Here is an 11277-nt window from a genome sequence, read left to right on the forward strand (position 1 = left end):
ATCTTCTGCCGAGGGCGCACTTTGCCATTTCTCACTGGAACGATTTAAATCAGCAACCAACACGGGAAAGCCTTCTTTTAAAAACCATGCTTTCATTTCTTCGGCGACAACTTCAACTTGCTCTTCTTGTTGATCATTCAAATCAAACATTCGAGATAGCTGCCATGAACTTAGCCAAGGCAAACGTTCAAACAAAAAGCCGAAGGTGGAACATGCGCCTAAACTCAGAGACAAGATAATCACGGTAAGTTTTCGGTAAAAAGACACTGATACGAGCCTCTAAACAAATGTTATTTTTATTTATACGCGCCATTTAAGTATTCTGGTTCGCAGTGAAATATTGAGTGCAATGCAACTAATTCATACCACAATTCAAAAGAAACATTATGTCTACATTTTCTAGTTCTTCGCGAACCTTATTTGTTCTTGCCGCTTTCGTCATTGTGGTAGCCGGAATGCGCGCCGCTGAATCCATCATGGTGACATTTTTATTATCCGGTTTCTTTGCGATTATTTGCGCGCCGCCCTTCTTATATTTACAAAAGAAAGGTACGCCTGCGTGGCTGTCACTCATTCTCGTTGTTATTTTCATCAGTCTATTTCAACTCTTACTCATCAGCATCATTGGCAGCTCAGCAAAGGAGTTCTCGAATGACCTTCCGGTGTATCAGGAGAAACTTCAAAGCATCACCGCAAATAGTATTAACGCCTTAGGCCAGTGGGGCATTGAAATTCCAAGACAGCGACTACTCGAAACCTTTGACCCCTCGAGTATATTTCAAACCGCCATGGGCGCACTTGGTAGCTTAGGTGGCGTATTATCAAACTCCTTCCTCATTATTCTAACCGTTGTATTTATGCTCTTTGAGAGCTTGTCATTGCCGAATAAACTACACCGAGCCTTCGGCGAAAATAACAGCCAGATCGAACATATCGATCGCTTTCTTGCTACGGTCAAAACCTATATGACAATTAAAGCGCTCGTAAGTCTCGCAACAGGCGCTCTGATATACGTCGGTTTGCTACTTATTGGCGTTGATTACCCATTGCTATGGGCAGTGCTCGCCTTCTTCCTCAACTTTGTACCGAACATTGGGTCAATCATTGCGGCAGTGCCTACGGTCTTGCTCGCGTTAATCCAACTTGGCCCAATAAGCGCTGCCTTTACTGCAGCTTTATATATCGCTGCCAATATGGTGATGGGGAACATGGTCGAGCCAAAGTTTTTGGGCCGGGGCTTAGGCTTGTCGACGCTTGTCGTGTTCTTGTCATTAGTGTTTTGGGGTTGGGTGTTTGGGCCTGTAGGAATGTTCTTATCAGTGCCACTCACCATGCTATTAAAAATCGCACTGGAGTCGAGTGAAGAAACTCAATGGATTGCGATATTAATGGGCTCTGACGAGCCAGAAAGTGATCACGAAATCAAAAAAATATAAAATACTGGCTTTAAGAGAGTTTTTCTTTGCGGTTAAGAAATCTTTCTGGTATAAAGTCGGGCTCTTTGGTTAGGGCTCCATCAAAACGGGCGAAAAATCGTCTATTTGACCGCGTGCAGACTGCTTTGAAGTTCTGCAAATCGCAGCCCAAAAGATATGAATTTATTCTATACGCTCACTAAGCGCATAGAAATTGGAGGCAAGGTTTTAGTATGTCTAGAGTATGTCAGGTTACAGGTAAGCGTCCTGTAACAGGTAACAACGTTTCACACGCAAAAAACACTACTCGTCGTCGTTTTTTGCCAAACCTACAATCTCACCGTTTTTGGGTTGAGAGCGAGAACCGTTTTGTAAAACTACGTGTTTCTACAAAAGGTATGCGCATTATTGATAAGAAAGGCATTGATGCAGTTCTTAGCGATCTTCGCGCTCGTGGCGAAAAAGTTTAAGGAGAGTAGACAATGAGAGATAAGATCCGTTTAGTATCAAGCGCTGGCACTGGTCACTTCTACACGACTGACAAGAACAAGCGTAACATGCCTGAAAAAATGGAAATCAAAAAGTACGATCCTGTTGTTCGTAAGCACGTGATCTACAAGGAAGCGAAAATCAAGTAAGCCTCGCTACTTGCTTCCTGAAAAGCCCGACACTAGATCGATTCATTCGATTAACAGCGTCGGGTTTTTTATTGCCTATTTGCTGGCAATATAGGTTTCGGGCAACCCGAACTCTAAGGCAATCGGCAAATGATCTGAAACTGAGAACGGCAACACTTCGGCGTATCTCACCTCTAAAGATCGACTTACCAATATATGATCTAAATCTTTTCTAGGCTGCCAACTAGGGAAGGTATGACTCACTCCGGGTAACGCCACCAAATCAAGCTCACTCAAGCAACCATGCCCGAGCAAACTTTGCAGGTGCGTATTCATATCACCCATCAAAATAATATGCTGATAACCATCGATCAGCTTTTTAACAAACGATAACTGCGCCTTCTGTGCGGCTGACGATAACGATAAATGCAGAATAACAAGCACTATAGGATCTTTCTCATCGCCATATTTCGCAACAATCACTCCTCTACCAGGAATCAAAGATGGCAAAGGATACTCTTCTACCGACAAAGGGCAAAAACGGCTCAATAAACCATTACTATGCTGAGCAATAGGGCCGAAGTTTCGATTCAGCTGCTGATACCAAAATGGAAAGCCAGCCGTTTTAGCTAAAAACTCAACTTGGTTTACGAAGCCAGTACGCAAACTGCCTCCATCCACCTCTTGCAAGGCAACCACATCATATGCCTCGAGAAGAGAGGCTATCTTAACTAAGTTGGTTTGACGTTGAGCATGCGGCAAAAAGTGCTGCCAACTGCGCGTAAGGTAATGACGATACGCTGAAGTGGAAATGCCGACTTGTATGTTGTAAGTCAGTAATCGAATAGATTGAGAAGGAGAAACATTAGGAATATCAGATAAGTACTCAGGCGCAGTACTAGACGATACACCTAAACGAAAGTCTTTATCAGAGGGGGTGAGTAGACGCTTAACGCGACTACGCAACTGTGTATACATACCCCCTCCTTCAACTAATTTATTTTGCTGCAGTTAGCGCTGCTCGTTCTTGCGCTATAAGAAAGTTAGCAACCTTAATCATATTTGCAAAACCGCCCGCGTCACGAACACCAATTTTATATTTACCATTTACGATAAGTGCTGGCACGCCTGTCAGACGATAAGCCTTGATACGATCACCCGCTTTCTTCACTTGCTCATCAATTTTAGAGATTTTGCGGAAACCAGACGCTTCAAACACTGCCATGTACTGCTCTTCTGATACGCCGTGCTTTTCAAAAATTTCTACAAAATCATCACGATCTTGATATTTCTTAGGAGCACCTTGAATCGCATCAAATAAAGCTTGGTGCATCTCTTCGATCTTACCTAGCTCCTCTGCTGCAAAAAATACTTCCGCGTGCGTTACCCAACCTGGGAACGTTGCTGGCAACAAACGGAAATCAACATCATCTGGGAAGCTTTCTTCCCATTGCGGAAGATGATCGTTGTTGAATTCATAACAATGAGGACAGCCGTACCAAAACACCTCTACAACTTCTATTTTAGAAGCGTCACCAGTCTTAACTGGGAATGGCAATTCTTTGTAGTGTGTACCTTTCTCCCACAAGCTGGCAGCGGAAGTCGCGACGCTGAATAGCATGGTAGCTGCAAGCATAAGCGCGCTTAGAATACGAAATTGAAACATGAAGTGTCCTCATAACAAGTGTTTAGCAATAACCGAAAGATAATAGGCCTGCCCTTGAACGTACTCAAGCAAGCTTAGATGACTATTAGATTAAACTTGTCAGACAGAAAACAAAGGTCACAGTTCCCTAGCTTTCAAATGATATTGCGGACATAAAAAAACCCGAGATGTAGATGTCTCGGGTTTTCAAATCTATGAAGAAGCGATTACTCAGAAAGACCTGAAATATAGCTCGCTACCGCTTCAATTTCACGATCGTTCATACGTGCAGCAATTGAACGCATCACACGCGCATCACCGTCGTTAGCTCGCTCACCGCTACGCCATTTTTTCATTTGCGCAATCGTGTAATCAGCATGCTGACCGCTAAGCGCTGGGAAACCTGCCGCCTCAACACCTTTACCTGAAGGACCGTGACAAGCGATACATGCTGCCATTTTAGTAGCTGGGTTACCGGCACGGTAAAGAGCGCGACCTTCTTCAACTAATTCTGGATCCGCTTGACCAACTGTTGTTGTTTGCGCCGCAAAGTACGCTGCAACATCTGCCATGTCTTGGTCACTAAAACCATCTAAAAGACCCGTCATTTCAACAATCACACGACGACCTTCTTTTTGATCATACATTTGCTTTAGCAAGTATCTCTCGCCTTGACCTGCTAACTTAGGGAAGTTACCCGCCGCACTATTACCATCTGCACCATGACATGCAGCACATACCGCAGACTTGTCTTTACCAGCTTGCACATCGCCTACAACTTCAGCAGAAACAAATGCAGAGCTGCTTAGACCTAATGCAACTACCAACCCCTTAAACAACTTATTCATAATTTGCGCGCTCACTCTAATAAATTCGCCATTCACTGCGGCTTTATTCTTCTATTATTTCGCCAACCTGACCTTCAGTAATTATATCGACTGATTAAGATCTCACAAGAAAGATCAGGCAAAAAAAGTGGGGGTATTATACACTAAGCCCCCAGTGATAAAAGACTTTAAGTCAGTACCAATGAGTATCAATGCATGAGTGACCAAGCAAAACCTGCCACCTTATTTCGACTCGCCTATGATTCTGCCGCATTTATGCAAAGCGGCTCAAAACTTTCAAACTGTCCGAGTGATAACGGAATCGAAATTGCCTTTGCTGGCAGGTCAAATGCCGGAAAGTCCTCTGCTATTAATAGCATCACTCAAAACAAGAAACTGGCGCGCACAAGTAAAACACCTGGTCGCACGCAACTGATCAATTTCTTCTCCCTAGATATAGAAGGCGTGCGCTTGGTCGACTTACCGGGTTACGGCTATGCAAAAGTGTCCCTAGACATGAAGGAAGCATGGGGACGCCACCTTGAAGATTACCTTCAAAACAGAGACAGCCTAGTAGGCTTAGTGCTGATTATGGATATCCGAAAGCCCCTTACAGAGTTCGACACGATGCTGCTCGACTGGAGCAAAAAGAGCGAACTCAGTACAACCATTCTTTTGACGAAAGCAGACAAATTGAAATATGGGCCAGCTAAAACTGTTCTCTTACAGGTACGCAAAGCACTGGAAGATCACGGTTTTATCAATGATATTTTGTTGTTTTCGAGTTTGAAAGGAACAGGCGTCAAAGAAGCGAGAAACGCATTAAACCGAAATTTCTCGCACTTTTTGGAAGATGAAGAAGAAAGTACAGAAAGCTAAACGCCTGGCAGAACCTCATCGAAGCAATAACCCTCTTGAAGCTTGGCAAGCTCAGCTTGCTCAGGCTCTCTTAAATGCGGAACGATAAAGTCTAAGACTTGATACACACCATGCTGAATAGCTTTAGGGTTACTTTCGCGATCTTCTTGCGTACCATGCATCGTCTTAAGAAAGGTCATCCAATTCGTCACAATCAGCCATACGTTCAAGGCTTTAGACTGACGCTGCTGTTCCGTCTGCCTTGAGAAAATCTCACTCAACTCTAAAGCCTCGATAATGCTCATCACGCCTCGCACACAACGCAAGGTAAATGCCCGATAATCCTCACGCAATTTGTCGTCATTATCGAGAAGATGCTCCAAGTCACGATGTAAAAAACGATAGGCCCACAGCCCATTAAACACCGCATCTAAGTATGAAAGTAAATCTTCTACTTTTATCTTTCGCCCTTCAGGAACACGGAGATAGGTATCCACCATCAACTCATAGTTTTTGAAGATCTGATAAATAATGTCGCTCTTATTTCGGAAGTGGTAATACAAATTACCAGGCGACATATTAAGATGCGCAGCGATATGGTTCGTTGAGACGTTTCGCTCGCCTTGCGCGTTAAACAAGTCCAAGCTCTCTAAGATAATGCGTTCTTTTGTTTTAGATGCCACAAAACTGCCTTACTAATTCCGATCTCTAAGTTCTTGTTCGCCTACGCTTCGAATCATTATTTTATGATAATTTCGGCAAACGCATTGACTCATTAGAGTATATACTCTAATTTTTTATTTTGCAGTCCACACATGATAAAAAGCGTGATCAAGCGCAAGCATACTCTCGGAGGAAGCCCCAATGGTAGCTGACGTTGTACAAATTTCTGAAAGCCAGACACAGATCAAAAAAATGCAAGGCATTTTTAAAGAACAAACCCAAGCTTTCCGTCGTAACCCGATGCCAAGCTATGAAGAAAGAGTTGCGAATCTTAAGAAGCTGCGCCAAGCCCTTTTAGACAACGAAGCAACGTTCATTGAGAAGATCTCTCAAGACTTTTCGAGCCGCTCAGAGAACGAAACACGCCTCGCTGAGATCATGCCTGTACTGCATAGCATTGATTACACGCTTAAGAACTTAAAGCGTTGGATGCAATCCGACAAGAAGAAGGTTTCGACTTTATTTATGCCTGCTAGCGCACGTGTTGAATACCAACCACTTGGTGTCGTTGGAATCATCGCGCCATGGAACTACACCTTATCCTTATCGCTTGGCCCACTAGTTTCAGCTCTTGCTGCGGGCAACCGTACAATGATCAAGATGTCTGAATTCACCCCAGTCACCTCGGCATTTGTTGAAGAACTTCTATCGAAGATTTTTCCTCAAAACCTAGTCGCAGTTATTAATGGTGATGCGGATGTAGCCGTTTCATTCTCTGACATTCCTTGGAACCACTTGTTGTTTACTGGCTCTACGAGCGTTGGTCGCCATGTTATGCGTGCTGCGTCTGCCAACCTTACCCCTGTCACCCTTGAGCTTGGAGGCAAGTCACCAACGATTATTTCTGACTCAGTAAAAATGGATGAAGCCATCAAGCCGATTGTGTTTGGTAAAGCCTTCAATGCTGGCCAGACTTGCATTGCGCCAGACTACATTCTTTGCCCTGAAAATCGTCTTGAGCATTTTGTTGATTCATTCCAGCGCGAATTCGCTGACATGTACCCAACGCTCAAGCACAACGAAGATTTCTCAGCAGTGATCAATGAGCGCCAATATCAGCGCCTTCAAAACTACATCAAAGATGCTGAAGCAAAAGGTGCGACTGTCATTGCTTGTAATAATGCTGGCGAAGATATGGCTAGTGGTACGCGTAAAATGCCGATTTACTTAGTACTAAATCCAACGCCAGACATGCTCTGCATGCAAGACGAGATCTTTGGCCCTGTATTGCCAGTACTTACTACAAAATCTATTGAAGAAGCGATTGATATTGTCAACGATCGTCCATCACCATTAGCCTTGTACTACTTTGGCCATGACAAAGATGAGCAACGTTTTGTCTTAGATCATGTTCGATCTGGTGGCGTGTGCTTGAACGACACTTTGTCTCACTTTGCGCAAGAAGATCTTCACTTCGGTGGCGTTGGTGAATCAGGAATGGGTGCTTATCATGGCGAAGATGGTTTTGCGACCTTCTCCCACAAAAAGCCTATTTTTACGAAAGGTATTTTGAACAGTACGAAATTCGCCTACCCGCCATATGGCACAGCCATTCATAAGGCAATTTTCTCTCTATTTATGCGCTAAGCGCTCTACTGACAAAGGCACCTCTCGGGTGCCTTTGTTTTATACCCCTTCTATAATCTCTGCATTGTTTCGAATAAAAGATTTGTTTAATATTCGCTCTTTGCATTGTGCGTTAAAGACTTATACAAACCTGCTTCGAATTTAATTGAGACATTAATATGACGACGGTTATTTACCCAGGCACCTTTGACCCGATTACAAACGGCCATACTAATTTGGTTGAGCGTGCGGCACGCGTATTCGACGACATTATTATTGCGGTTGCAGCAAGCCCCAAAAAACGTCCGCTATTTCCACTCGATCAGCGTGTCGAGCTGGCGCAGGAAGTACTAAGTCATATCGATGGCGTAAAGGTCATTGGTTTTGAAAACTTGCTGGCTGAATTTGTAAAAGAACATCAGGGCAACGTGATCTTACGTGGATTACGCGCCGTATCTGACTTCGAATATGAATTCCAACTGGCTGATATGAATCGCCGGCTCGTGCCTCAAGCAGAGAGTATTTTCTTAACACCAGACAATCACTTGTCGTACATTTCTTCGACATTGATTCGTGAGATTGCAGTACTGGGCGGAAACATTGATGAATTCGTTCATCCAACGGTCAGCAAAGCCCTAGACGAACACTTTAAGCAGCAGTAACAGGAACAGGATCATGGCATTAATCATTACAGACGACTGCATCAACTGTGACGTTTGTGAGCCGGAGTGCCCCAACGAAGCCATTTCCCCTGGGGAAGAGATCTACGAGATCGAGCCATCTAAATGCACAGAATGTGTTGGTCACTATGACGAGCCACAGTGTCAGCAAGTGTGCCCTGTTGATTGCATCCCTCTTGATCCTGCTCACAATGAGACGCAAGAACAGCTCATGGCAAAATACGAAAAGCTAACGGGCATCTCCTAAAATTAGCCCTTTCTTAGATTCTGACTACACTTAGCCAAACAAATACAGTGAACTCAGTGTAGTTAGGTCGTTCATGAGCGAAGAAAAAGCAAACGAATCTGAAGTACCGTTAACCCCCGAACAACGTATCGAGCTATTAGAAAGCAAGGTTGACAAAAACCGTGTTTTCTTGTTGTTTTTTGCTCTCATTCTTACTGTCACCATTTCTGCGACCGTCACAGCATTTGTGATTTATTCGTTTGGCGGCGTTTCCTCCAATAACTCCGACGCATCAGACGATATTGCGAATACTATTGCTGGCCAGAAAGAACTGCTTGAGCAATATGATTTGCGTTTGGCGGAACTAAATGCGCATATCAAAAGTTTTGAAAATCGTATCGATAACAACGCGAACAGTACCATTCAGCAAGTACTCATCGAGCAAGAGCAAGCGAAGCAACGCTTCATGGAAACAGTGCGCTCGGCTGTATACGATCTAGCTCATATGGTGCCTGGCTCGCGATCTTGGTTGGAGCTCTACACCGAGCAATTAGAAGACGCAACGACCAAAAGCGCCATGCGTGAAAAGCAATTGAAAGAACTCAAAACAGCAAAACCGATCGACAAATCGGATTCATTTTTTGGGGATGATTTTTAGGCCAACCTTGGTTTCAAGCTCGCAAGAGAAGACTTCATACCATGCAAAGCGTTAATTTATGCGCAAAGAAATTCTGCCGTCGCGATCGCATCACTTAAAGCATTGTGCGCGTACGCTTTTGGCAAGCCGTAACGGTCACGACATACCTCTAGCTGGATAGCTCCCGCAGAGCCTTGTTTTTCCATCAACGTCCGCTCAATGACCATCGTATCGACGTAGTCGAAGATAAGAGGACAACCGTAATTCTCCCGCGCGACTTTCTGAAGAAAAGCTAGGTCTAAACGCGCATGGTGAAAAACCGCCACTGCTCCAGCTAACTCATTCATGAGTAAACCTAGAGCTTGCGTCACATTGCCTGCGCCAGCAACACACTAATTACTCAGACCATGCACTACTACGCTATCACCCACTGACTCGCTTGCATAGCATAAGTGATGCTGTGCGCTTCGGTATTCAATAAAACCCTCCTGCACAATCACCCATGCGCTGCTCAAAATTTTATCCGTTACAGGGTTAAGCGTTGTCATCTCGCAGTCAATGACTACAAACCTTGTATCACCAACAGGGGATTTCCGAGCAATCGATTTTGCGTATACAAACCATTAAGCGCCTCAATTGCTGCACTTTTTTTAGCGTAACGTAAACGACGATATAACCTAGAGAACACCATGACCAAAACGCATTTTCAGGGCTCGCTGACTTTCCGCAACAACGGCAAAAGCATCTTTTAATTGATTGCGTACTAAAGGCCCCAAGGAATCAGGCGCAAGATGGTTATTCACCTCTTCCCCTAATTGGATTTGTTGACTCTGATTGCTTGAACGTAAACTCGCAATAAACTCATGCGCATCAAGAAAGATGCCCGCCAATTCAGATAATATAAACTTCTTATCCACCAAAGCTTCGAGACGTGCTTCGGTACTCACCTCGGAAACTCCTTAAGCCTACGCGTACAAACGGATCAATGCGATAATAGTTACCGTGCCTCAATATGTTAAATCTAAGAATGATTGGTAGCCCCATCTTTCTCCAACAAGAAGCGTTTAAAGACACCAAGACGAGGGGTATACTCCAAAACATCGCCACACACACATGCCTGAAAAATGGGGTGGGGGTTGACTCGCTTCATGGCTGACACAATCAAGAAAAGACTGGGTTAGCGAGCCCCCATCAAACGGGATGCAAGCACCATAAAATACTCACTCATATATCTCATTTTGGATCGAATTAATAAGTTCAATACCTTTTATACGGATCCCAGACTTAAAGCACGTGTTAATTATGTAAATGAAAGTGGAGCCTATAGCTTTTGGAATAAAAATAAAGGCCAGTACATGTACTGGCCTTCAGAGAAGATACTCGGATTATTCGGTGTCACACAGCCCGTCGACGAGCGACCCCCAAACAAAATAGACCAAGACCAAGAATCGCTACTGCTGCAGGCTCAGATACTGTAGATGCCGTGCCTTTATAAATTATACCAGTTGGACCATTGCCTGAGTTTGTGACCCAAAAATTTAAACGCCCACCCTTTTCAAGAATCATGGATGAATTCACGTAATCATAAACGTTAATAACCTGCGCCCAAGGATTTCCACCAGCCACATCATAGCGGTTAATATCAGCAAGAATCTTACCTTTGGATCGGATTTGGAGATCGTCATCAAAAGACACGAAAAGAGAATCTATGCGCATATCTTGGTTAGGTCTATTTAAATCCAATTCCCAAACCCGATATTCGACGCCAGCCTCTTTCCATACCCCAGTAGGCTGAACCCAACTGGCACCCTCAAGCTCAGTACCAATTGGATCAATATAGGTATTTGTCGTCTGATCATTTAACAAACAACCAGTCATGTATCGGCACTTATCATCTATAGCAGACACAAACGTAATTGTGGCAGCGAAAGCCGAGGTACTTGCTAACCCTAACATTAAGGCTGCAATTAGTTTTTGAAAGTTCATTTATACTATCCTTCCTATGTAGTAACTGCTTAAGTGTCTTTCATATCATTGAAAGCATAAAAAGCAAAAAATAAACCAGAATCTTTTTATTGATATT

At 43.8% G+C, this 11277-nt stretch carries 17 protein-coding genes; 8 read left to right on the forward strand and 9 right to left on the reverse strand.

All coding sequences use genetic code 11. The annotated features are described in order from the left end of the window. Window positions 1–267: hypothetical protein (locus tag A3739_RS04585; RefSeq protein ID WP_197472052.1), on the reverse strand; the 267-nt coding region annotated here is incomplete at its 3' end. Between the two features lie 119 nt (window positions 268–386). Between A3739_RS04585 and A3739_RS04590 the strand changes: the two genes are divergently transcribed. The 3 genes from A3739_RS04590 (at window position 387) to rpmG (ending at window position 2053) form a co-directional block, all read left to right on the forward strand. After that, window positions 387–1436, forward strand: a complete 1050-nt coding sequence (locus A3739_RS04590) for an AI-2E family transporter (protein ID WP_068473569.1) — start codon at window positions 387–389, stop codon at window positions 1434–1436. Window positions 1437–1648: 212 nt separating this feature from the next. Continuing rightward, on the forward strand, window positions 1649–1885 hold the full coding sequence (rpmB, locus tag A3739_RS04595) for a 50S ribosomal protein L28 (RefSeq protein WP_068473566.1): 237 nt from the start codon (window positions 1649–1651) through the stop codon (window positions 1883–1885). Window positions 1886–1897: 12 nt separating this feature from the next. Continuing rightward, a complete protein-coding gene (rpmG, locus tag A3739_RS04600) occupies window positions 1898–2053 on the forward strand; it encodes a 50S ribosomal protein L33 (protein ID WP_068473563.1) in 156 nt (51 codons plus the stop codon). 75 nt (window positions 2054–2128) lie between these two features. On the opposite strand, the gene A3739_RS04605 is transcribed toward rpmG, so the two are convergent. The 3 genes from A3739_RS04605 to A3739_RS04615 all read right to left on the reverse strand — a co-directional run bounded on the left by A3739_RS04605 (window position 2129) and on the right by A3739_RS04615 (window position 4525). Next, window positions 2129–3010 (reverse strand): endonuclease/exonuclease/phosphatase family protein, encoded by an 882-nt coding sequence (locus A3739_RS04605; RefSeq protein WP_068473559.1) that lies wholly within the window; start codon window positions 3008–3010, stop codon window positions 2129–2131. A gap of 19 nt (window positions 3011–3029) precedes the next feature. Beyond that, complete coding sequence (locus tag A3739_RS04610) at window positions 3030–3698, reverse strand: thiol:disulfide interchange protein DsbA/DsbL (protein WP_068473556.1); 669 nt, start codon at window positions 3696–3698, stop codon at window positions 3030–3032. A gap of 206 nt (window positions 3699–3904) precedes the next feature. Then, a complete protein-coding gene (locus A3739_RS04615; protein WP_068473594.1) occupies window positions 3905–4525 on the reverse strand; it encodes a cytochrome c in 621 nt (206 codons plus the stop codon). Window positions 4526–4720: 195 nt separating this feature from the next. On the opposite strand from A3739_RS04615, the gene yihA reads away from it, so the two are divergent. Beyond that, the gene (gene yihA / locus A3739_RS04620; protein WP_068473553.1) at window positions 4721–5383 is read left to right on the forward strand and encodes a ribosome biogenesis GTP-binding protein YihA/YsxC; all 663 of its coding nucleotides are present in this window, start codon (window positions 4721–4723) and stop codon (window positions 5381–5383) included. Here the strand turns inward: yihA and A3739_RS04625 are convergent. Next, the gene (locus A3739_RS04625; protein WP_068473550.1) at window positions 5380–6045 is read right to left on the reverse strand and encodes a TetR/AcrR family transcriptional regulator; all 666 of its coding nucleotides are present in this window, start codon (window positions 6043–6045) and stop codon (window positions 5380–5382) included. The genes yihA and A3739_RS04625 overlap by 4 nt on opposite strands. 181 nt (window positions 6046–6226) lie before the next feature. On the opposite strand from A3739_RS04625, the gene A3739_RS04630 reads away from it, so the two are divergent. The 4 genes from A3739_RS04630 to A3739_RS04645 all read left to right on the forward strand — a co-directional run bounded on the left by A3739_RS04630 (window position 6227) and on the right by A3739_RS04645 (window position 9215). Further along, a complete protein-coding gene (locus tag A3739_RS04630; protein WP_068473548.1) occupies window positions 6227–7672 on the forward strand; it encodes a coniferyl aldehyde dehydrogenase in 1446 nt (481 codons plus the stop codon). 158 nt (window positions 7673–7830) lie between these two features. Then, on the forward strand, window positions 7831–8313 hold the full coding sequence (gene coaD / locus A3739_RS04635; protein WP_068473545.1) for a pantetheine-phosphate adenylyltransferase: 483 nt from the start codon (window positions 7831–7833) through the stop codon (window positions 8311–8313). Window positions 8314–8326: 13 nt separating this feature from the next. After that, entirely contained in the window at window positions 8327–8578 is a 252-nt protein-coding gene (locus A3739_RS04640) for a YfhL family 4Fe-4S dicluster ferredoxin (RefSeq protein ID WP_068473542.1), read from the forward strand. A gap of 73 nt (window positions 8579–8651) precedes the next feature. Beyond that, window positions 8652–9215: a hypothetical protein gene (locus tag A3739_RS04645; protein WP_068473539.1), complete on the forward strand. Its 564-nt coding sequence runs from the start codon at window positions 8652–8654 to the stop codon at window positions 9213–9215. Window positions 9216–9271: 56 nt separating this feature from the next. On the opposite strand, the gene A3739_RS04650 is transcribed toward A3739_RS04645, so the two are convergent. From A3739_RS04650 to A3739_RS04660, 4 genes are all read right to left on the reverse strand, one after another. Continuing rightward, window positions 9272–9565 (reverse strand): hypothetical protein, encoded by a 294-nt coding sequence (locus A3739_RS04650; RefSeq protein WP_068473536.1) that lies wholly within the window; start codon window positions 9563–9565, stop codon window positions 9272–9274. Between the two features lie 21 nt (window positions 9566–9586). Beyond that, window positions 9587–9742 carry a hypothetical protein gene (locus A3739_RS28620; RefSeq protein ID WP_156493466.1) on the reverse strand — a complete coding sequence of 52 codons (156 nt, stop codon included), beginning with the start codon at window positions 9740–9742 and terminating at the stop codon, window positions 9587–9589. 129 nt (window positions 9743–9871) lie between these two features. Continuing rightward, complete coding sequence (locus A3739_RS04655) at window positions 9872–10141, reverse strand: putative nucleotidyltransferase substrate binding domain-containing protein (RefSeq protein ID WP_068473533.1); 270 nt, start codon at window positions 10139–10141, stop codon at window positions 9872–9874. Between the two features lie 448 nt (window positions 10142–10589). Beyond that, the gene (locus tag A3739_RS04660; RefSeq protein ID WP_068473530.1) at window positions 10590–11180 is read right to left on the reverse strand and encodes a PEP-CTERM sorting domain-containing protein; all 591 of its coding nucleotides are present in this window, start codon (window positions 11178–11180) and stop codon (window positions 10590–10592) included. Window positions 11181–11277: the final 97 nt, after the last annotated feature.

The organism is Oleiphilus sp. HI0067 (assembly GCF_001635735.1).